This window comes from Caulobacter sp. 05L422, assembly GCF_056397765.1.
This window is the reverse complement of the sequence record NZ_JBFTOB010000018.1, coordinates 42,085-64,612: the sequence shown is the minus strand read 5'-3', so window position 1 is coordinate 64,612 and position 22,528 is coordinate 42,085. Positions and strand designations below refer to the sequence as shown.

The following is a 22,528-nucleotide window of genomic DNA, read 5'->3' as shown; positions in this document are numbered from 1 at the left end:
GCGCCGCCCACCGTCACGGGAACGATCTATTGGGGCGACGCGATCGCCGCATCCAATCGCCGCCGGATGAAGCCCGCCGCCAGCTCGATCGACTGCCGGGCCTTGGGCGTGTTCATCCGCTCCCAGAAATGGGTCTCGTCGGCCCAGTGGCGCAGGGTCAGGTCGCCGCCCACGTCGCGCACCTTGTCGGCCAGGCGCATGGAGTCGTCGTAGAGGATGTCGGTCCGGCTGGCGTGGACCAGCAGCGGCGGGAAGCCATGGAAGCTTCCGAACAGCGGCGAGGCGATCGGCTCGATCGCCGAGCGGCCCTGCAGATAGAAGTGCGCGAACATCGCCAGCGACTCCATCGTGTGCGGCGAGGTCTTGGCGATCGAGGCGGCCATGACCGACCAGCTCTGCAGCGACAGGTCCAGCCACGGCGACAGCAGCACGATGCCGGCGGGCATCGGCTCGCCCCGATCGCGCACCACCTGGAAGGCGGCCATCATGATCGCCGCGCCGGCCGACTCGGCCAGGGCCACGACCGGCTCGTCGGGCCGGTGCAGCCTCTGCCAGCGCCAGGCCTCGACGATGTCGTCCACGGCCGCCGGACAGGGATGCTCGGGCGCCAGGCGATAGGACGGCGCATAGACGCTGGCCTCGGCCGCGGCGGCGAAACGTCCCACCAACTGGCCGATCCGCGGGCTGCGCTCGGCGACGAACGAGCCGCCATGGACGTAGAAGACCGTTCCCCGCGGCGATTTGTCCCGGGGCGCGAACCAGTCGGCGCGGGTGGGCGGCGCGGGTGCGACGAAGTCGGGCGTCTCGCTCCAGGTGGCGTCCACCTCCAGCGACGGCAGCACGCCGTCGTAACGGTCGTGCCAGGCCCGCGCGCGGCGCAGGAACTCGGCGAACGCCTCTTCTCCCCTGGCGTGACAGGCCAAGCCCTTGCGCAGCTGGCTCATGATCACCCGCTGGGCGATGGCGTAGCTGGCCTTCTGGCGAAAATCGGAAAACGGCCTGCGCGGCGTTTCCGGCGCGGCCTTCAGTTCGACCAGCCCTTGACGCGGGACAGCCGTCGTAATCGATACCATTGTACGCGAACGCTCCCCAGGCCACGCTTTTATGACGAACAAGAAACAACAAGACGCCCTGTTCGACAACCTGAAGCCGTTGACGCGGGTCTATCCCAGCCTCGAGGCCCGCCTGACCAAGGCGGCGGAGGCCGGCCATCCCTATGTCCTCCGCGCCCTGGAGATCTTCGGCCGCGCGAAGGGCCGGTCGCAGGAGCAGGCCCTGGCGGCCTATCGCGAAGACCATGGCTTGACCGAGGCCGAGGCCAAGCTGGCCTATTTCCTGGTCGAAGGCGGCACCCTGGCCGGCTACGCCCTGACGACGAACCTGTCACGCAACACGGTGCGTTCGTACCTGAAATCGATCTTCAGCAAGACGGGAGCGACCCGTCAGGCCGAATTGATCCTGATCCTGGGCGAAGACCGGTCGAGGACGCGCTAGGCGCCCTCGACCGTCCCCTCCCCCCAGGCGCGCTCCCCCAGAAGCGCGCCCTCGGAAACAGGTTCCTAGAACCGCCAGGCGCCGCCCGCGCGGATGGCCTGGGCCTCGTAGCGGTCGCCGTAGGTCCCTTCATAGGTGACCCCGAACCGGGCGCGGTCGCCCGACACCAGGTCGACGCCGAGTTGAACGGCCAGGGCGCCGGCGTCGTACTTGGCGCCGCTGACCACGAAGCGGGTCGTCCCGCCCGCGAAGGTGTTGGAGGTTTCACCCGCCAGGTCGCCCGTGGTCATGCGCCAGGCGACGGCGCCGCGCGGCCTCAGGACCACCGCCGAGCCGAGGCCCATTTCGCCCTTCACCTTGACCCCGATGTCGATGACGCCGAGCTCACGCGTGACGCCGTCCACCTTCAGGGCCGTGAAGCCGCCGGTTTCGCTGAAGTCATCGCTCTTCACGCGCAGGTAGCTGGCCGACACGAAGGGCTCGACCGAGGTCGCGCCCAGCGCCACCGGAGCCGACACCTGACCGAACAGCTGGCCGACGGTGGCGTCGTACTTGCCCTTCAGCCGGTCCACGACGCCCGGGAACTGCGCCACCCGCTCGGCGTCGACCGACGACCAGGCGTAGGCGCCGCCCAGATTGGCGCGCAGGGGTCCGAAGGTGGTGGCGGCGTAGGCCGCGACCTGACCGCCGGTGCTCTCGACGCGGCTGCCGCGCGCCGACACCCTGGCTTGACCTTCGCCATAGGCGGCCGCCAGGCCCAGGCGGGTGTCGCCCAGCATCTTGTCGCCGCCGACCACCAGGCCCGAGCCGCTGACCTTCAGGCCCGCCGCGCCCGCGCCGTCGTCGACATGGCTCCAGCCCGCCAGGACGTCGCCCCAGCCGCCGGCGACGTCCGCCGAGGTCGAGCTGCGCGCCTGGATCGCCTCGCGCAGGCGTCCCGCCTCGCCCGCCAGGACGGTGGAGACGTCGGCATGGATCTGGCCGTCCATAGCGTTGTAGGCCTGGACCGAGCCCGCCGCGTTCTGGGTGACGAGGGCGTCGTAGACCGGCGCTCCCAGGCCCAGGGCTTCGGCGGCCGCGGCCACGTGGGCCTGGTTCGGGGTCGTGGCGAAGCCGGCGAAACGGATGTCATTGCGCAGCAGGTTCAGGCGCACGGCGTTGGCCGTGTAGGTCAGGCTGGGCGTCAGGAACGCCATGTCGCTGGTGACGCCGGAGAACCGGCCCGTGATGCCGCCCGCCGAGTTCAGGATGCCGTACTGGCTCAGCCGGGCGTACTGCGAGGCCGGACCGCCGGCCAGCACGGCGACGTTGGCGCCGGTCTGGATGGTGGTGGCGCCGCCCACGACGATCAGGTCGTGCTCGCCGGTCGGCAGCACCTCGACCTGGTAGGTCGAGCCGGTGGTGAAGGTGAAGTCGCCGGCCACGGTCAGGGTGCCGGGCGAATTGCCGGGCGTGACCTGGCCGCCGCTCTGCACGATCACGTCGCCGCCGATCGTCCCGGAGCCGCCCAGGGCGCCCGACGCGCCGACCGTGACGTCGGACGTCACCGAGCCGTTGACCTTCAGCTTGCCGACGCCGACCGTGGTCGGGCCGGTGTAGGTGTTGGCGCCGGTCAGCTCGATCACGCCTCCGCCGGTGATCGTGAACGAGCCCGAGCCCGTGATCGCGCCGGCGAAGGTGGTGCTGCCCAACTGGTTGACGGTCAGGGCCCCGCCGTCGATGTCGACCTCGCCCGTCGCGCCGCCGCTGAGGTTGGTGATGGTCTGGGTCAGGCCGCTGAGGTCCAACACGCCGTTGTCGACCTGGACCTCGGCGGTCTGCGGCAGGTGCAGGATCCGCACCGAACCGCCCTGGACCGTGGTCGTGCCGGTGAAGCCGTACTGGCCCGAGAGGGTCAGGCGCGACACCCCCAGCTTGACCAGTTCGCCCGCGCCGGTGATGTCGCCGCCGAAGTCGTATTCGTCCGAGCGGTTGAAGACCGCCGTGCCGGCGATCGCCAGGTCGCCGATCAGCGCGCCGGTCGTGCCGCCGTCGCCGATCTGCAGGGTCGCGCCCGACGCCACCGTGACATCGCTGCTCATCGAACCGGTCAGCAGCAGCTTGCCGCCCGAGACCGTGGTCGGGCCGGCATAGGTCGCCGCGCCGCTCAGGGTCAGGGTGGCGGCGCCGGACTTGGTCAGGCCGCCGGCGCCGGTCAGGTCGCCCGAATAGCTGGAGGCGTTGGCCTGTGCGATCGTCAGGGTTCCGGCGCCGATGTCGAGGTCGGCGTCGCCCGACAGCCCGCCGGTCCTCTTGGCGCCCGAACCCAGGGCGAAGGCGTCGCCCTTCAGGGCCAGGCGCGAGTCCGCCGACAGGTCGGCGATGGTCACCAGGCCGCCGTCGTTGGTCAGCTGACCGGTGCGCGAGTAGACGCCCGACAGGGTCAGGTCGCCGCCACCGGCCCAGATCACCTCGCCGCCGGCGCCCGACAGGGCGTTGGTCAGCGTGTAGTCGCCGGCCCGGCCGAGGAAGAACAGCCCGCCGTCCACCTTGATGTCGCCGGCGAAGCCGCCGCTCGCGCCCGGTCCGGCGACCTTCACCGTGCCCAGACCCGCATCGTCGGTCACATAGCTGGCGCCGACCACCACGACGCCGCCGGTCTGCTCTAGGCCGCCGCCGATGTCGGTCGCCACATGCAGTTCGCCGCCGTTCACCCGGGTCACGCCCGTATAGGTCCAGGCGCCGGACGCCAGCATCGCGCCCGAGTTCAGCTCGACATCGCCGGTCCCGCTGATCGAAAGCGTGCCGCTGTCGGCATAGAGGTTGTCGTCATAGCTCTGGTAAATCAGCGTGCCGTCGTTGCGCACCGACAGGCCGGTTCCCGGCGTCGTGGTCTCGATCCAGGCGTTGCGGTCCTGCTTGTCGTCGATGCGCAGGGTCGCGCCCGAGGCGATGGCGATGCTGTCGGTCTGCAGCAGACCCGACAAGGTCCAGTCACCGGTCTCGACCTTGGTGGTCTCGAAGCCGACGATGTCGCCGAACGTCTGGTCGGCGGTCTGCTGGCTGGAGGTTCCCTTCAGCACCAGGCTGTCCAGGCCGGCCCCGCCGTCCACGGCGCCGGCGAAGCTGGCGCCCGTCAGCTGGGTCAGGGTGTCGTCCCCGCCGGCGAACTTCACGGCGATCGCGCCGCTGCCGCCGATGTGGCCGGCCGTGGTCAGACTGGCGCCGTAACCGGCCGCCGGAGAGCCCGATCCGCCCGGCACGGGGACGGCGCGGAACTCGATCCCGGCGCCGCCGAGCGCGATGATCGAGGCGTCCGCCCCGACCGTGACCTCGGCCCGGTTGAGGGCCGAAACCCGGACCCCGCTCAGGCCGCCCACGGTTTCACCCGTGACGGTGAGATTGGCGTCGTGGCTGGCGTACAGGTCGATGGCGACGCTGTTGGCGTCCTTGGCCACCGCGCGGGCCGAGGTCACCGTCACGTCGCCGTTGTCTGCCAGGGCCTGGATGGCGCGCGAGCTGGCGCCGACGATCTCGACGTCCTCGCTGACGATCGTCACCTGATCGCCGCGACCGAACAGGGCCAGGGTGCCGGCGCTGCTGGCCCGCGCCTTGCCGCTGTTGATCTCGACCGCCCCGCCGGTGGACTGGCCCCACACGGCGGTGGCGTACTGACCGACCACGGCGGAGTCGACGCTGTTGACGACCACGTGGCCGCCGCCGGTCGACAGCGCGCCCACGCCGTCGGCCGTGAAGGCGCCGTTCATGCCGAGGTTGGCGGTGCGGGTGACGCCGGCGCTGACGACGATGTCGCCCGTCGTGCTCTGGGCGAACACGCCCACGTCGCCGGTGGTCCCGGCCGAGACCGAGCCCGTGGTCACATGCACCGCGCCCTCGCGGCCATAGACCACCACGCCCGTGCCACCGGCCGTGACCTTGTCGGCCGAGACGTCCACCGCGCCCTGACCGTAGACGTACAGACCCACGCCGTTGCCGACCGTGATCTCGCCGCTGTCGATGCTGATCGGACCGGCGTGATCCACCCAGATGCCGGTCGAGCCGGCGCCGGTGGCGCTGACCTTGTCGCTGACGATGCTCAGCGCGCCCGTGCCGCCGCCAGGCGCGTGCGGCGTCCCGTAGACCAGCAGTCCGTCGGCATCGACCATGATCCCGTGGGCGTTGGCGCCGGTGGTGGTCACCTGGCCGCTGCCGATGACGACATCGCCGGTATTGGTCCAGGCGTAGATGCCTCGGGCGTTGGTTCCCGTCGTGCTGGCCGCGCCGCTGGTGATGTCGATGTTGGCGGTCTTGTTGAACGTCAGCGCCATGATGGCGTCCGCGGCGTTGCTGGCGCTGGGCCCGCCCGTGGTCGAGGCCACGTCGCTCTTGATCGTCACTCCGCCGCCGCCGTTGGCGTAGATCGCCCGGCCGCCGGCCCCGGCCGTCGTGGCGGTCCCGCTGTCGATGCTGATCGCGCCGTTGGCCGCCGAGGCGTAGATCGCCCACGACTGAGCGCCTCCGGCGCTGGCCTTGTCGCTGGTGATGTCGATGCCGCCCAGGAAGCTCTGAGCGCTGATGGCGTTGGAGAACACCTGGACGCCGCCGGCGGTGATCCCGCCGCCGGTCGCCGAGGCCTCGCCGCTGACGATCTTGATCGCCCCGTCGCCCCTGGCCACGATCGCCGAGCCGCCGTCGCCAGTCGCGCTGGCGTGCTGCGAGGTGATGTCCATCAGGCCGGCCGCCTCGACGCGGATGGCGTCGGTGTAGTGGACCGCGGTGTCGTAGGTGACCGCGCCATGGGTGGTGGTGGTGTCGGCCGTGACCTTGGCCGCGCCGCCCGCCTTGACGTAGATCCCGTAGGCGCCGTCGCTGGCCGTGGTGACCGTTCCGCTCTCGACGGTCGCGTCGCCGGCCTGGGCGTTGGCGGACACGCCGAGGAAACCGACGCCGCTGGTCGACAGGTCGTCAACCTTGACGCTGACGTCGCCGTTGTAGCTGCGCGCGCCGATCCCCTGACCGTACGACGTGTGGCCGGCGGGACCGACGGCCGGAGCCCCGGTCGCGACGATCTTGCCCGCGGTCACGGAGACATCGCCGAACCCAATCGCGCCGATGACGCCGTTGGGCTGGGTGGTCGAGGCCTCGCCCACCACCACCGTCACCTTGCCGCCGCCCGTTGGCGCGCCGCTGGGGCCGTCCAGCGAACGGGCCAGAACGATGCTGCCGCCCAGGCCCGAGGAGGTGACCTTGTCGATCTCGACCGTGACGTCGCCCGTCTTCGATTGCGCCGCGACGCCGGACGTATAGACCCCGGCCGTCGACACTTCGCCGGCCTTGACCTTGACCGCGCCGCTGTCCGACAGCGCCACGATCGCGTCATTGGTCATGTCGTTGACCATGTCGGTCCCCGAGGTGGCCGCCTTGGTCACCTCGATGTCGATCGCGCCGCTCGTGGTGGTTACGAACAAGCCCGGCGCCTGGTTTCCGCTGGTGGCGATGTCGGCCGCCACAACCCCGATGTCGCCGGCCCCGCCGATGACGTCCACCGCGATCGCGCCGGTGTTGGAGGCCGAGGCGGGCAGATTCAGGATCAGGTCGTCGATCGTCGTGTAGCTGACGCCGGTGGTCGTGGGGGCTGGACAGGTCACGACGCCGCTCACGGGAGACCCGCACTCGTTGGCGGCCAGAGCGACGGCCGGCTGGACCAGCAAAGAGCATCCCAAGGCCGTTCCGGTCAGCCAAAGAGCCCGCGCGCCGCCGCGCGACTTGCCGCGTTTGATTTCGATTCCCGACATGTGACACCCCACTCAGCCACTGAAAAACACCGCCGTTCCCCGAACGGCGACCCTCGACCTAGCTAGGCCACAGTGAGCGGACAACCCTCGTTTGAGGGGGGTAGTCTGAGCAAAAGAATCCCGGCGGGAGCGCGGGCGGGGTAGGAAATGGCGCGAGAAGACCTGTTGCGCCACCGCGATTGCGCGACCTCCAAGGTGCGACGCGCGGCGGCGCGGGTCGGTTCCTACCCTCTTCGGCTGTCCAGGTCGCGATTGACCAGCAGGACGTTGACGCGCGGCTGGCCGATGAAGCCCAGCAGGCGCCCCTCCTCGTGCCGCGCGATGACCGCCTCGACGGCGTCGGTGGTGATGCCTCGGGCCTTGGCGATTCGCGGAGCCTGGAAGCGGGCGTAGGCCGGCGAGATTTCCGGATCCAGGCCCGAGCCCGAGGTGGTCACCGCGTCGGCCGGGATCGGCGCGCCGGGGTTCTCGGCCCGCAGGGTCGCTGCGTCGGTCTTCTCCCGCTCGATCAGCTTGTCGTTCAGCGGGCCCATGTTGGAGCCGCTGGACGCCGAGGCGTCATAGCCGCTACCGGCCGCCGACGGACGCGGATGCAGATATTCCGGCTTGGCGAAGGCTTGGCCGATCAGGGTCGAGCCGACGACCGTCCCCTTGGCGTCCTTGATCAGGCTGCCGTTGGCCTGGGCCGGGAACGCCGCCTGGGCGACGCCGGTGACGGCCAGCGGATAGGCCAGTCCCAGCAGGACCGTGAACAGGCCCGCCGAGACGAGGGCCGGACGAAGATGCGAAAGCATGGTTTCAAACTCCGAAGGACGCGGCCTAGGCCAGGCCGAGGGCGGATACGATCATGTCGATCAGCTTGATGCCGATGAACGGGGCGACTAGGCCGCCCAGGCCGTAGACGGTGAGGTTGCGCGACAGCAGCTTGCCGGCCCCGATGGCGCGGTACTTCACGCCCTTCAGGGCCAGCGGGATCAGGGCCACGATGATCAGGGCGTTGAAGATCACCGCCGAGAGGATCGCGCTCTGCGGGCTGTGCAAGCGCATGATGTTCAGCGCCCCCAGGGCCGGCAGGGCGACCACGAACATCGCCGGGATGATGGCGAAGTACTTGGCCACGTCGTTGGCGATCGAGAAGGTCGTCAGGGCGCCGCGGGTGATCAGCATCTGTTTGCCGACCTCGACGATCTCGATGACCTTGGTCGGGTCGCTGTCGAGGTCGACCATGTTGCCGGCCTCGCGGGCGGCCTGGGCGCCGGTCTGCATGGCCACGCCGACATCGGCTTGCGCCAGGGCCGGGGCGTCGTTGGCGCCGTCGCCGCACATGGCGACCAGGCGGCCCCTGCCCTGCTCCTCGCGGATCAGCCGTAGCTTGTCCTCGGGGGTGGCCTCGGCCAGGAAGTCGTCGACGCCGGCTTCCGAGGCGATGGCGGCGGCGGTCACCGGGTTGTCGCCGGTGATCATCACCGTCCGCAGGCCCATGCGGCGCAGGTCGGCGAAGCGCGCCTTGACGCCCGGCTTGACCACGTCCTTGAGGTGGATGACGCCGACCAGGGCGCCGTTCTCGCTGACCGCCAGCGGCGTGCCGCCCGAGCGGGCGATGCGGTCGACCGCGGCGGTGATCTCGGCCGGGATCAGCTTGGGGTCCAGGGCCAGCGAACGGTAGACCGCGTCCACCGCGCCCTTGCGCCAGGACATGCCGCCCGCGTCCAGGCCCGACTGGCGGGTGCTGGCGCTGAAGGCGATCGAGGTCGCGCCCTCGGGGGCGTCGATGACGATCCCCGCGTTGCGGCCCAGCTCGACGATCGAGCGGCCTTCCGGGGTCTCGTCGGCCAGGGAGGCGCTGACGGCGGCGCGCAGGGCGGCCTCCGGACGCACGCCCGGCGCGGCGATCACCTCGGTCGCCATGCGGTTGCCGAAGGTGATGGTGCCGGTCTTGTCGAGCAGCAGGGTGTCGACGTCGCCGGCCGCCTCGACGGCCCGGCCCGAGGTGGCCAGGACGTTGTGCTTCATCAGCCGGTCCATGCCGGCGATGCCGACGGCCGAAAGCAGGCCGCCGATCGTCGTCGGAATGAGCGTGATGAACAGCGCGCCCAGCACCAGCGGATCCAGGACCACGCCCGAGAACTTGCCCAGGCCCAGAAGGGTGACGACCGCGATCAGGAAGATCAGGGTCAGACCCGCCAGCAGCACGGCCAGGGCGATCTCGTTGGGCGTCTTGCGACGGTCCGCGCCCTCGACCATGGCGATCATGCGGTCGAGGAAGGTCGAGCCTGCCGAGGCGGTGACCCGCACCTTGATCCAGTCGGAGACCACGGTGGTGCCGCCGGTGACGGCCGAGCGGTCGCCGCCGCTTTCGCGGATCACCGGGGCGCTTTCGCCGGTGATCGCCGCCTCGTTGACGCTGGCCATGCCTTCGATGATCTCGCCGTCGGTCGGGACAACGTCGCCGGCCTCGACCAAGATCACCTCGCCGGGGACCAGCTTGTGGGCGGCGGTCGGGATGATCGTGCCGGTCGTCTCGTCGATGATCAGCTTGGCGTTGGTGGTGACGCGGGTGGCGCGCAGGCTGTCGGCGGCGGCCTTGCCCCGCCCTTCGGCGACGCTCTCGGCCAGGTTGGCGAACAGCACCGTGGCCCACAGCCACAGCGACACCTGCACGGCGAAGCCGGCGGACTGGTGGTTGGCCACCGCCGCCACCGCCGAGACGGTCGACAGCAGGGCCACCACCCAGGTGGCGAAGATCACTGGATTGCCGGTCAGCTGGCGCGGGTCCAGCTTGACGAAGGCGTCCTTGGTCGCCCGCGCCAGGATCGGCCCGGACAGGCCGGCCGCCAGGAGGCTGGCCTTGCGCCGGCCCTCCCCGGCGTGAGTTTCGATGGTCGTCATGATGTAATCGCCTCTGCGATCAGTGCGCGGCGGTCGCGGCGAGCACCTGGAAGTGCTCGACGATCGGACCCAGCGCCAATGCGGGGAAGAACTGCAGGCCGCCCAGGATCAGGATCACCCCGATCAGCAGCCCCACGAACAGGCCGCCATGGGTCGGCAGCGTGCCGGCCGACGGCGCCAGCTTGGGCTTGGCCGCCAGCGAGCCGGCGATGGCCAGCACTGCGACGATCGGCAGGAACCGGCCCATCGCCATGGACACGGCCAGGGTGGTGTCCCACCAGGGCGCGTTGGCGGTCAGGCCCGCGAAGGCCGAGCCGTTGTTGGCCGTGCCGGAGGTGTAGGCGTAGAGGATCTCGGACAAGCCGTGCGGCCCCGCATGCATCAGTCCCTTCAGAGCCTCGGGCAACACGGCGGCGATCGCCGAGAAGCCCAGCACGCAGACCGGGATGGCCAGCACCGCGAGGATCGAGAGCTTGACCTCCTTGGCCTCGATCTTCTTGCCCAAGTACTCCGGCGTGCGGCCCACCATGAGGCCGGCGACGAACACCGCCAGCACGGCCATCACGACCATCACCGCGATGCCGGAACCGATGCCGCCGGGCAGGATCTCGCCCAGGTGCATCAGGAACATGGCGATCCCGCCGCCCAGGGGCATCAGGCTGGAATGCATGCCGTTGACCGAGCCGTTGGAGGCCCCCGTGGTCATGGCGGCCCAGGCGGCCGTGGCCGGCGCGCCGAAGCGGATTTCCTTGCCTTCCATGTTGACGCTGGTGTCGACGCCGGCGGCCACCTGGGCCGGAGCCGGTTGGACCTCGGCGGCGTAGATGCCGGCGGCGGCGGCGAACAGCAGGACGCTGGCGGCGATGACCAGGGCGCGGACGTCCTTCCTGGCCAAGACCGAGCGGCCGAAGGCGAAGAAGGCCGCCCAGCCCAGCACGTTGATCGACACGGCCGTGATCAGGTTGGTCAACGGCGTGGGGTTCTCGAACGGGTGGGCCGAGTTGGCGTTGAAGATGCCGCCGCCGTTGATGCCCAGCATCTTGACGGCCTCCTGCGAGGCCACGGCGTAGAGCGAGATCTTCTGATCGACGCCTTCCAGGGTGTGGGCGGTGACGCTCGCGGCCAGGGTCTGGGGCAGGCCCAGGGCGACCAGGGCGATCGCCAATACGAACGACAACGGCAGCAGCACATAGAGCGTGGTGCGGATCAGGTCGGCCCAGAAGTTGCCGACACCCTCGCCGCGATTGGCGATGAAGGCCCGCGCCAGGGCGGCGGCCACGGTCGCGCCGGTGGCGGCCGAAACGAAGTTCTGCACGGTCAGAACGATCATCTGACTGAACGTCGACATGGTCGTCTCGCCGGCATAGCTCTGCCAGTTGGTGTTGGTCACGAAGCTGATGGCGGTGTTGAACGACAGGTGCTCGGAGAGCGCCGGGAAGCCCTGCGGGTTCAGCGGCAACACGCCCTGCAGGCGCAGGACGCCGTAGGTGATCAGGAAGCCGACCAGGTTGAAGGCCAGCAGCGCCCCGGCGTAGCCGTACCAGCTCTGGCTCTTCTTCGGATCGACCCCGCAGGCGGTGTAGAAAAACGCCTCGAACGGCCGAAGCACCGGGTCGAGCCAGGTGCGTTCGCCGTTCCAGACGCGCGACATGTAGACGCCGATGGGCCAGCCGATAGCGACCGCCAGCCCCAGCGTCAGGGCGATTTCCGCCCAGCCTTGCCAATTCATGGCCATTCCTTTTGAGATGGGGGTTCCGTCAGAACTTGTCGGGCCGCAGCATCGCCGCGACCATGTAGACCGCGACGACGATCGCCCCGGCGCCCCAAAGCACGCTCACCAGCATGGTCAAACGCGCCTCAAACCCATGGCGAAGGCGGCGAAGGCCACGAACAGCCCCACCCCCAGCGCCAGAAACATCAGATCAGCCATGAAAGGCCTCCCGCTAAGCTGAGCGGAAAAGGCCACGAGCCGGCGTAAGGGCTCTATTCGGGAGTCGGGGGCGGCGCGTAAGGGCGCCATAAAGACGAGCTTGCCGGCCCATGGAAACCGACAGCGTGAAAGCGGCGTCGGTCGAAACGGCTCCCGCGCGGTCCCTTCAGGCGACCACCACCTCGGCGTGGGAGAAGGCTTCCCGGAACGCCGGGGCCAACGGCGCGTCGGTGACAAGAATGTCCACGTCCTTGGTCGAGGCGGTGTGCACCAGCCCGATCCTCCCGAACTTGCCCTGATCGACAGCCAGCAGGACACGGCTGGCCGTGGCGTAGGCGATGCGGCTCATGATCGCCTCGCTGGGCGAGTGGTCCATCAGGCCATGCTCGGGGTGCACGGCGCCGACGGTCAGGATCGACAGGCTGGGTCGGAAGCCGCTGACGAACTCCTGGGCGTGGCGGTCGGAAAAGGACTGATAGGCGGCGTTCAGCTCGCCGCCCGCCAGGAACAGGGTGTGCCCCTTGTCCTTGCGGATCGCCTGGGCCACGGCCAGCGAGTTGGTGATGATCTTCAGCTGGCGATGCTCGCTCAGCGCCTTGGCGACGAAGCAGGAGGTCGAGCCGCTGTCGAGGAACAGGGTGTCGCCGTCCGAGATGAACTTGACCACCGCCTCGGCGATGCGGGTCTTGGCCGCGATGTTCGTCTGCATGCGCAGATCGAAGGGCCCCTCGATCTCCTGCGGCGGCAACCGGACGGCGCCGTGCAGGCGCACGATCGTGCCGGCCTCTTCCATCACGCGCAGCTCGCGCCGGATCGTCTCCTCCGACACCGACAGCGCCTTGGCTATGTCGGCGATGGCCCGGGTCTGGTTGGGCTCGAGCAGGTTCAGTATGTCGCGCTGACGATCGTACCGCTTCAGCATCATCGATCCGTTGTTGTCGGTCGCCGACCGGGGAGTCGTCGACCGGAGTCGCGGGACACTATGGCCTGAGTCCCTAAGCAAGAAGGGTCCCCCGGCCGCGGGGGGAAGGGAACGCGGCCGGGGAACGGCGCGTCGCCGGCTAGAAAGCGACGCGCAACTGGAGCCGCGCGTAGCGCGGGGTTTGATAGTCGACGGGCTTGCGGAAGTTGACGTCCGCGACGCCGCTGCCGCCCACGTCGCCGAACTCGTGGTAGGCCGTCACGGCCTGGGCGTTGAACAGGTTGAACACGTCCAGCCGCAGCGAGGCGTCGAAGCGGTCGCCCGGGGTAGGCAGGGTCACCACCGCGCTGGCGTTGAACTGCGTGACCCAGTCGCCCTCGAAGGCCGAGCCGCGATCAACCACCTTGCCCTGGCAGTAGAAGCCGTAGCCCTGATAGCCGAAGGCGACCGGGTCCACCGCGTTGGGCACGATGCCGATGCAGCTGTACTTGCGCGGCGACTGGATCGAGCCGTTGCCGCCCAGGGTCAGCCACTTGTTGACCTCGTAGCTGCCGTAGCCCTTGAGGGTGTGGCGGCGATGGTTGGGCAAGTAGCCGTCGGCGCCGTTCAGGAAGCCCGGCGAGTCGAAGTCGGCCGTGGTGTTGATGGCCAGCTGGCCGTTCTCCGAGCGCACGCCGCCCTCGTAGTTCCCCTTCAGGTCGGCCCAGGTGTAGGAGCCCGACAGCGACCACTTGCCGTCGAAGGCCCGATCGAAGGTGGCCGTCAGGGCGTTGTAGTCGCGCTTGGGGTGCGGATAGGTCAGGTCCGCGGCCGACAGCGTGACGATCGGCTTGGAGCCGTCCGGCAGGCTGTTCAGGCGGATCTTCACGTCCTCGCCCGGATTGACGATCACCCACTGGCGACCGCCGCCGAAGCTGGATTGGCACTGGGCCGCGGTGAAGCCGGCCTTTACGCAGTAGGCGCGCGCGCCGGTGTCGATGGCCACGTCCTCGACGATGTTGTTCAGCTCGCGATGGGTGAAATACGCCCCCACCTTGATCAGGTCGCCGAAGCGCCGCTCGTAGCCCAGCACGAACTCGTCGGCCGACTGCGGCTTGAGGTTATGGGCGATGGACTCGGCGGTGTCGGCCACCAGGCCCGAGGCCGAGACCAGGCAGTTGGGCGTCCCGGTGTCGGGGCACGGCGCCATGCCCGCCACCGTGGTGACCGGCGCGCCCAGGCCCGGCGTGCCGTCGGCCGCCACGCTGGTGAGCAGGTTGTAGCGGGTATAGGTCACCAGCGAGCCGGCGAACTTCAGCGACAGGTCGCTGGGCAGCGGCAGGTAATAGCGGCCGAAGAAGCCGTAGAGCTTGGACTTGCCGTCGCCGAAGGGGTCGCCCGACACCGCGATGCGCGGCGCCCACTGGTTGCCCGGATCGTAGAAGGTCGAGCCGTCGGCGTTGCGGTTGTCGAACCGGTCGTTGCGAACGCCCAGTTCCAGCTGCAGGCGATCGTCGAACAGGGTCCACTGGTCTTCCGCGTAGAAGGCCTGGTTGACCGTGCCGAACGAGCCGCTGTTGCGGTAGACGCGCGTGGTCACATAGTCCGTGCCGTTCGGCAGGCCGGTCTGGTCCGTGCCGGTGGCGCGGAAGATCTTCAGGAAGCCCGAGCCGATCGTCTCGAAGTTCTGGGTGGCCGTATTCTCCTCGTGATCGTAGCCGATCCGCAGATGGTGAGCGCCCAGGAGGTTGAAGTTGAAGTCGGCGTCGGCGCGATAGAAGGTCCGCTCGTCGTCGTTGAACGACATCGCGTCGGTCACCTTGTTGACGCCGATGTCGACGCCGGCGGAATTGGTCCGGTAGTCGATGACCCGCTCGTGGGTCGTGTCCAGCGGCAGCTGGCCGTCGCGGAACTTGTTGACGCCATAGGCCGCCGACAGGGTGAACCAGGGCGTGAAGGTGCCGGTGTAGCGGGCGATGTAGTTCTCGCCGCCCGAGCGCTGGTTGGTGCCGCCCGTCTCCGCCCCGACTTCCTTGGTGGCGCGGTTGTAGTTCAGGCTGCGGTTCTGGACGTCCTTGGTGGTGTCGAAATAGGTGAACTCCAGGTGTTGCTTGTCGGTCAGCCAGCCGTCCAGCTTGCCGCCCCAGAACGGCGCGTCGTCGGTGCTGCGGGTGGCGTTGTCCTGGCTGGCCGACGGGCTGAAGGTCTTGAGCTTGCGCTGGTTGTAGAGGCCGTAGAAGAACAGGCGGTCCTTGATGATCGGCCCGCCAAGTTCGGCCACCCACTCCTCGCGGCTGGCCGTGTAGTCCTCGAAATTGTTGCGGAAGGTGTTGGGGGCGCTGTCGCGCAGGTCGCCCGGCTCCCAGGTCGCGGTCACGCCGCCGTGGAATTCGTTGGTGCCCGACTTGGTGATGGCGTTGACGAAGCCGCCGGTCGAGCGGCCGAACTCGGCCGGATAGCCGCCGGTCTTCACCTCGACCGACTTGTAGAAGTCGAACGGCACCTCGACGGGCAGCAGGCCCATGCGGAAGTTGGTGATGTTCAGGCCGTTCACGAAGAAGGCGTTCTCGATGAAGCTGGCGCCCGAGATCGAGATCTGGTTGGCGAAGGTTCCGTTGGCCGACGACGAGCCCTGGACGACGCCCGGCGACATCAGGGCGATGTCGCGCAGCGAACGGCCCACCGGCACGCGCTCGGCCAGCTCGCCGATCTCGATGGCCGCGCCCGTGGTGGTGATCTCGAAGTCCGGCGTGCGCTGGCGGCCGGCCTTGACCTCGATGGCCTCGACCGAACCGACGGGCGCCAGGGTGAACAGGTTCGACGCGCCCGAACGGCTGATCAGCACGCCGTTCTCGGCATAGGCGTCGAAGCCTTCAGCCGACACCGACACCGCATAGGCGCCCGGAGCCAGTTGCGGGATCACATAGGCGCCGGTGGCGCTGGTCACCGCCGAGCGCTTCACGCCCAGGGTTTCCGACGTGATCCGGACCACCGCGCCGGCGATCGGCTTGCCGTCGGCCGCCAGCACGCGGCCCGAGGCCTGCACGTTGGTGTAGTCGTCGGCCACCGCCGGCGTCGTCATAAGCGCGACCGCGGGAATGCTCGCGCCGACCAAGGCCAGCGCCCGTAGCGCCATGACGCCGCGCCAGCGGCCCCTGGCTGCAGATTGATGCCTCACACCGACTCTCCCAGAGAAATTGTGCCCAACGAGCGTCCGCGCGCCGCCATCGCGGCCGCCACCCCCTCGCCGACATCTCCCTTAAGCGTGGTTTGTGGATATTGCGTGACATTTGTTGATTTTGCGTGGTTGTCACGAGAAGTTCGCTTGTGTTGTGTGGGGAATTTGAACGAAAACGCCGCCAAATCCACACAGGAGCCCATCAACGGCGGGATGAACGTCTTTCCGTGTGGGTTTCATCAGGGTGTTTTGGAATTCGGCCAGACAGACCTGCAAACGTCGTCAAGAAGGACGCCACCGTGACCAAGACCCCTCTGCCGATAAAGATGCTATGGGCGGCGATCGCCTGCGGTTGCGCCGGCGCCGCGACGGCCGCGACGGCCCCGGCGCTAGAGGGCGTGAACACGCCCTACTTCGCGCAGGTCGACGTCCGGAGGGAGGCGCGCTCCGACAGCGCGACGATCACGGGCGCCGTGTTCGACGACGCCAACCATGACGGCCGGCTGGACGCGAGCGAACACGGCGTGCCCGGCGTGAAGGTCTCGAACGGACGCGAGGTCGTCCTGACCGACGCCCAGGGCCGCTACGCCCTGCCGGCTCGAAGCGACATGGCGGTGTTCGTGATCCAGCCCAGCGGCTGGCGCGTGCCGACGGACCATCGCTGGGTTCCGCAGTTCGCCTACCAGCACAAGCCGGCGGGCTCGCCCAAGGCCCTGCGCTACGGCGGCCTGCCGCCGACGGGTCCCCTGCCCTCGGCGATCAATTTCCCGATCATCCCCACCGGCATCCGCGCCCACGCCGGCGCGCGCTTCGAGTGCGCGGTCCTGGGCGACGTCCAGCCCGCTTCCAACATCGAGGTCGGCTATGTGCGCGACTCCCTGGTCAGGGAGCTGCTCAACGCCAAGACCAAGCCCGCCTGCCTGTTGGCGCTGGGCGACATCGTCAGCGACGACCTGCACCTGATCCCCCGCACCGCCGAGGTGATGGGCGCGGTCGGCGTTCCGCAGTGGTGGGTACAGGGCAACCACGACTACGACCACGACGCCGACCACGACATCGACAGCTCCGACACCTGGCGTCGCCTGTATGGCCCCAACAACTACGCGTTCGAGATGGGCCAGACGGTGTTCATCGTGCTGGACAACGTCTCGTTCCCTTGCGGCGAGGATCCGCGCGAGGCCCGCGAGCGGCCGTTCTGCAAGCAGTACTGGAAGACCTACAACGGCCGCCTGCTGCCCGATCAGATGACCTTCATCGCCAACGTGCTGAAGACCACCGATCCGGCCAAACTGGTGGTGTTCGCCGCCCACATTCCGTTCGTCGGCTTCGACAACAGCGAGTCCCAGCCCCACCAGACCGACAACATGGGCGAGCTCTACGCCCTGGTGAAGGGCCGCCCGGCGTTGTCGCTGACCGGCCACAGCCACACCCTGGAGAACATGGCCGCGGGCGACTCGATGGCCGGCTGGAAGGCCACGGTCGGGGTCTCGACCATCCCGTTCCGCCACCTGGTGGCAGGCGCGGTGGCGGGCGACTGGTGGGGCGGCGACTACGACATCGACGGCACGCCCATGAGCCTGCAGGGCGACGGCTCGCCGCGCGGCTATGTCGACTTCGCCGTCGACGGGACTGCCTACACGCTGGACTACCGCGCCAGCGGCCTGCCCCGGGACCGCGCCATGTGGCTGTCGGTCAGCACGCCCCGCTTCCGCGACTGGGCCGACAAGATCTTCGCCTGGCGCGACGCGCCGGAGGAGACCCGCGATCCCGTGCCGCCGCTCAGCGTCCAGGACCTGCCGGACGTGAAGCTGCTGAACCAGGCCGACCTGCAGGGCCAGAGCTGGATCACCGCCGACGTCTGGATGGGCGACAGCACCACCAAGGTCATGGTCTCGGTCGACGGCGCCGTCCCGGCCCCCATGACCCGCACCCAGGAGATGCGCGGCGAGGGAATCCGCAGCGGCTCGGCCTATTCAGATCCCTTCACCCTGCAGCGCCAGCTGACCATGGCCCGGACCGCGATCCAGAGCCGCTCGGGCGATCCGGAAACCCAGGGCTATGTCCAGGGCCGCCAGAAACGCCTGCCGCCGATGCCGCCGCAGCCGCGCGGTTCGCGCGCCGACCACTCGCCGCACATCTGGCGCTATGACCTGCCCGCCGACCTGCCGGAAGGCCTGCACACGGCGGTCGTGACGACCACCCGCGACCAAGGCGAGCCGGCCCGCGACACCCTGGTCTTCGAGGTCCGCCACGCCGCCCTGAAGCCGACCTTCGATTTCGAACACTGGGACAAGTTCAAGAACCAGTAGCCGGAGGCCCTGGCGGCCTAGCTGTACGGGTGTCGCGCAAACGCCGACATTTGGTCGGGCGAGGTCTAGCCGAAAGGCTAGCTAGCCAAGGCGTTCGGCGTCGCCGCCGATCGAGGTGAAGCCGTGCGCCTCCACGAGAGTCGCGGCGCCCGTCGTGATCCGCGCCAGGGGATTGGGTCGAGGCTCGGCAACCTTGTGCAGGGTGTTGCGGTCGATATGGCGGAAGGGCGCGATCCGCCCCCGGACCTGGAGCATGGTCGTGGACACGTACGACCATCCGCCGCCGGCGGCGAACCGCACGTCGAGCTCGTAGGAGTCCGTCCGGAAGGCCCACTCCAGGAAGTCGGTCGAGCAGATCCCGTAGCCTGGCCCGCCCCGCTCGGCCCGAACGACGAGGCCCGAGCCGTCCGGCGAGGCCTGCCCGCTGGCCAGCGCGACCTGCCCGCGCGGCAGGGCCAGCGTCTGCATGATCAACCCGGTGGCCGGCTCCCAAAGCCAGTAGCCGACCTGGTCGTGGAAGGTCGTGTCCTCGTCCGAGGCGACGATGTGGACGTGGTAGCGGAGGCCGTAGAACAGCTGCGGCCCGTTCGCCTGGGGATCGATCGGCTGCATCTCGATGCGCTCGAGATAGTCGCGTCGCTCCGGCCCCTCGGCCTTGGGGTTCAGGTCGACGCCCTTGCGACCCTCCCACACGCCGGCCAGCGCCCGCAGGGGGCCGAGGTTGGCCAGAGTGTCCGGATCCACGTCCTCGGGTTCGGAAAAGATGTCGTCGGGGAAGTTGATCATCGTCTTTTGGCCCGTGGCTTGATCGGCGGTGGGACATGCCGTCGCCAAGACGTCGCGTCAACGCCCGCCGAGTCAGGCCGCCACGTTCAAGGCATAGCGGCGGGGCTGACTGACGCTTTTGTCGGCGGCGGACGGGCCAAGGCGAGCGAGCTTTCCAGGCCCGCCCGGCCGTTCCGCCTCTGATGGAGCACGCGAAAAAAACGCCGCCCCGAAGGGCGGCGCTGCAGGGGGGAAGATGGGCGGCCGTCTAGCCGCCGAACTTGTAGCGAAGCGAGATTCCGTAGATCCGGCCGTTCATGAAGTATTGGCGCAGGATGTCGGTGTCGTAGTCGCCGCCGGGCTCGCCGACATAGCGCTGCGGCGCCTTGTTGGTCAGGTTCGACGCCGTCAGCGACAGCGACAGATCCTTGCGCAGGTTGAAGTTCACCGAGGCGTCGAGGATGCCGTAGCCCTTCAGGTAGCGGCCGTCGATCGGGTTGGCCGAAACGCCGAACAGCACGTAGTCGGAGCGGTAGGTGTAGACCAGGCGTGCCGACATGAAGTCGCTCTCGTAGAGACCGGCGACGCTGTAGTTGTTGTCCGACTGGAAGGGCTGGCGGACATTGACCTTCTTGCCGTTCAGCACGACCGGCAGCTCTGTCTTGACGTAAGTATAGGACGCCTGGACCCCGAAGTTCTTGGCGAAGTCGGGCAGGAATCCGTAGTCGAAGAAGGTCTGGGCGGCCAGCTCGACGCCCTTGGCGTAGCCCGGATCGGCGTTGACCGACTTGGTGATCCGGTACTGGCCGGTGGGGCAGCTGTTGGACGTGGTGCCCGAATAGGGCGGCGAGGTCGCCACCATCTGGCACTCGTCCACGCCCAGCACGAAGCCCTTCACGTCCTTGTAGAACACCGCGGCCGACACGTAGCTGGTGTTGTTGAAGTATTTCTCCAGCGACAGGTCGTAGCTGTCGGCGCGCAGGGGCTCGAGGTTGGGGTTGCCTTGCGAGCCCAGCCCCGTGGTCGGGTTCGTGCTGATCACCGGGTTGATGTCTGCGACGCTGGGACGGGTCAGGCCCTTGCCGTAGCCGAAGCGAAGCAAGGTGTCGGGCGTGATGTAGCCGGTGACGTTGAAGGTCGGCAGGACGTCGGTGTAGCTGTTGCTCGACCGGTTGGGCACGATGACCGAAACGCCGCCGACGGTGCTGGCGATCTGCGCCTCGGCGTCGAGGTTGGTGCGCACGACCCGCACGCCGACATTGCCCCGGATACGGTCGTCCATGAAGGCGAAGTCAGCCACGCCGTAGCCGGCGAAGGTCTCCTCGACGGCCAGACGCCGCGAGGTGACGACCTCGGGCAGGGAGTCCTCGGAGGGGATGCCGGCCAGCGGGAAGCGGTTGCGGATGTTGTCGCCCAGCAGCGAGTCCGGATTGGCCGTCAGATAGCCGCCGCTGTAGCCGCCCTCGCCGTCGAACCAGTTTGTGTGCGAGCCGGCCACCAGGTCGGGCATGCTGGTCACGAAAATCGCGTTGGACTGGTTGGCCGCCAGGGCCAGGCCGTCGGTCGTCAGGTTCTTGCCGCTGAAGCTGTAGTTATAGAAGCGCGATTTCTTGCGGTAGTAGCGGGCGCCGAACTTGACGTCCTCCACCACGCTGCCCGGGAACTTGTACTTGCCGTCGAACTGCGCGGCGACGCCCTTGTCGTCATAGACGTTGTTGGTGCCGTTGGCGTAGTTGTTGAACGCCCAGGTCCCGGGGCTGGAAAGATCCGGCCCGGCGATCGACACTTTCTGCGGCGCGCCGATCGAGCGGGTGACGTCCCAGGCCAGGCCGTTGCGCGTGGCCAAACCGATCGAGCGGTTGTCCTGGTGCTGATAGGCGTCGACGTAGGAGACGTCGAGCTTGAGGTCCAGGGCGTCGGTGGGGCTCCACTTGGCGCCGCCGGCCAGGATCCAGGTTCTGTAGATGCGATGCTCGTCGCCGCCAGTGCTGTTGAGGCTGGAGCCCAGCAGCGTGCCGCTGGCGAACCGCTGGCCGGCCAGCACGAGGTCGTCGCCGCCGTTGCTGTTGCGGTTGGTCAGGCCCTCGGTGGTGCTGAACGGGATGGTGACCAGGCTCTGGGCGTAGCGGCTGTCCACCATGTTCAGGAAGCGATAGCCCTGGTGGTACAGGTAGGAATTGTAGTTGCCGTCGACGTAGAACTCGAGGTTCGAGCTCGGCTTGTATTGGAAGGCGCCGCTGAAGCCCTTGCGGGTACGCTGGATGTCTTCCTCGTTCACGTTCAGCTGGACGCCGGTCATGTTGATCAGGTTGGCGCGCTGATCGGCGGTCAGGGTCAGCGGATCCACGTCGGCCAGGTAGGTCACGTCGCTGCGGCCGACATAGGCGCGGTTAAGGCTGGTGTTGGCCAGATATTCGGGGCTGTCGGCGCGGATCGCGCGGCGCAGTTGCGAGCCGCCCACGCCCGGCGCGTTGTCCGAGCGGTTCCAGCTCTTCTGATAGTTGGCCGCCAGCAGCAGGCCGATCTCGCCTTCGCCCACGTCCCAGCGATCGGAAACCAGGCCGAAATATTCCGGCTGCCAGCTTTTGACCATGTCGTTGTACTTGCCCGACACGGCCGCGCTGGCCGTGAAGCCCTTCAGGTCCAGTGGCTTGCGGGTGCGGATGTCGACCAGGCCGCCGATGCCGCCTTCGATGTGCTCGGCCGAGGGGTTCTTGAAGACGTCCAGGCCCGAAATCATTCCGGGAATGGCGGCCTCGATGTTGAACTCACTGCCGCCGGCCGTGAAATAGCTGCGGCCGTCCACCTGCGAGGCCGTCTGGCCCGACAGACCGCGAATGGTCAGGCCGCTGCCCGAGCCGACGGGCGAAGCGCCCTCCCCGCCATAGCGATAGCCCTGCACGCCGGGGATCCGGGTCAGGGTCTCGGCGACGTTGGGGTCGGGCAGCTTGCCGATGTCCTCGGCGCGGATGGAGTCCACCACTTCCATGGTGTTCTTCTTCATCGAGACCGACGACTGCAGGCTCTGGCGAATGCCGGTGACGACCACCTCCTCGACAACGCCGTCCCCGGCGGGCGCGGTTTGGGCGCTGGCCGTGGACCATCCCGCCGCCAGCAGCGCGGCCATCGAGGCGGTCGCCAGGAGGCGGCCTTGGGCGCGGTGACGCGCGTTGTGGGTTGGCTTTGACATCTGTTTCCCCTCCGGTCTGTTTCTGATTGCGCCGCCTGATCGGCGGCGCACGACCCGCCCGGCTCTTGCCGTGACGGTCCCGACGCGCTTTGCGGTAA

12 protein-coding genes are annotated in these 22,528 nt (G+C 68.7%); 2 read left to right on the top strand and 10 right to left on the bottom strand.

The annotated features are described in order from the left end of the window. Nucleotides 1–26: 26 nt before the first annotated feature. Nucleotides 27–1,073 (bottom strand): alpha/beta hydrolase, encoded by a 1,047-nt coding sequence (locus AC1DMQ_RS17395; protein ID WP_477034809.1) that lies wholly within the window; start codon nt 1,071–1,073, stop codon nt 27–29. A gap of 31 nt (nt 1,074–1,104) precedes the next feature. On the opposite strand from AC1DMQ_RS17395, the gene AC1DMQ_RS17390 reads away from it, so the two are divergent. Beyond that, the gene (locus tag AC1DMQ_RS17390; RefSeq protein ID WP_477034808.1) at nt 1,105–1,494 is read left to right on the top strand and encodes a helix-turn-helix transcriptional regulator; all 390 of its coding nucleotides are present in this window, start codon (nt 1,105–1,107) and stop codon (nt 1,492–1,494) included. Between the two features lie 65 nt (nt 1,495–1,559). On the opposite strand, the gene AC1DMQ_RS17385 is transcribed toward AC1DMQ_RS17390, so the two are convergent. The 7 genes from AC1DMQ_RS17385 to AC1DMQ_RS17355 form a co-directional block, all read right to left on the bottom strand. Beyond that, on the bottom strand, nt 1,560–7,268 hold the full coding sequence (locus tag AC1DMQ_RS17385) for an autotransporter domain-containing protein (RefSeq protein ID WP_477034807.1): 5,709 nt from the start codon (nt 7,266–7,268) through the stop codon (nt 1,560–1,562). A 224-nt stretch (nt 7,269–7,492) separates the two neighbouring features. After that, entirely contained in the window at nt 7,493–8,062 is a 570-nt protein-coding gene (kdpC, locus tag AC1DMQ_RS17380; protein ID WP_477034806.1) for a potassium-transporting ATPase subunit KdpC, read from the bottom strand. A gap of 25 nt (nt 8,063–8,087) precedes the next feature. Then, nucleotides 8,088–10,157: a potassium-transporting ATPase subunit KdpB gene (kdpB, locus tag AC1DMQ_RS17375; protein ID WP_477034805.1), complete on the bottom strand. Its 2,070-nt coding sequence runs from the start codon at nt 10,155–10,157 to the stop codon at nt 8,088–8,090. A 19-nt stretch (nt 10,158–10,176) separates the two neighbouring features. Continuing rightward, nucleotides 10,177–11,886 carry a potassium-transporting ATPase subunit KdpA gene (kdpA, locus tag AC1DMQ_RS17370; protein WP_477034804.1) on the bottom strand — a complete coding sequence of 570 codons (1,710 nt, stop codon included), beginning with the start codon at nt 11,884–11,886 and terminating at the stop codon, nt 10,177–10,179. Nucleotides 11,887–11,914: 28 nt separating this feature from the next. Further along, nucleotides 11,915–12,007 (bottom strand): potassium-transporting ATPase subunit F, encoded by a 93-nt coding sequence (locus tag AC1DMQ_RS17365; protein ID WP_477034803.1) that lies wholly within the window; start codon nt 12,005–12,007, stop codon nt 11,915–11,917. 246 nt (nt 12,008–12,253) lie between these two features. Next, nucleotides 12,254–13,009, bottom strand: a complete 756-nt coding sequence (locus AC1DMQ_RS17360; protein ID WP_477034802.1) for a DeoR/GlpR family DNA-binding transcription regulator — start codon at nt 13,007–13,009, stop codon at nt 12,254–12,256. Between the two features lie 139 nt (nt 13,010–13,148). After that, the gene (locus AC1DMQ_RS17355) at nt 13,149–16,124 is read right to left on the bottom strand and encodes a TonB-dependent receptor (protein WP_477034801.1); all 2,976 of its coding nucleotides are present in this window, start codon (nt 16,122–16,124) and stop codon (nt 13,149–13,151) included. A 341-nt stretch (nt 16,125–16,465) separates the two neighbouring features. On the opposite strand from AC1DMQ_RS17355, the gene AC1DMQ_RS17350 reads away from it, so the two are divergent. Beyond that, the gene (locus AC1DMQ_RS17350; RefSeq protein ID WP_477034800.1) at nt 16,466–18,475 is read left to right on the top strand and encodes a calcineurin-like phosphoesterase C-terminal domain-containing protein; all 2,010 of its coding nucleotides are present in this window, start codon (nt 16,466–16,468) and stop codon (nt 18,473–18,475) included. A gap of 81 nt (nt 18,476–18,556) precedes the next feature. Here AC1DMQ_RS17350 and AC1DMQ_RS17345 read toward each other — a convergent pair whose 3' ends face one another. Both AC1DMQ_RS17345 and AC1DMQ_RS17340 read right to left on the bottom strand, forming a co-directional pair. Then, the gene (locus AC1DMQ_RS17345; protein WP_477034799.1) at nt 18,557–19,261 is read right to left on the bottom strand and encodes an FABP family protein; all 705 of its coding nucleotides are present in this window, start codon (nt 19,259–19,261) and stop codon (nt 18,557–18,559) included. A gap of 247 nt (nt 19,262–19,508) precedes the next feature. Beyond that, nucleotides 19,509–22,430 (bottom strand): TonB-dependent receptor, encoded by a 2,922-nt coding sequence (locus AC1DMQ_RS17340; protein WP_477034798.1) that lies wholly within the window; start codon nt 22,428–22,430, stop codon nt 19,509–19,511. Nucleotides 22,431–22,528: the final 98 nt, after the last annotated feature.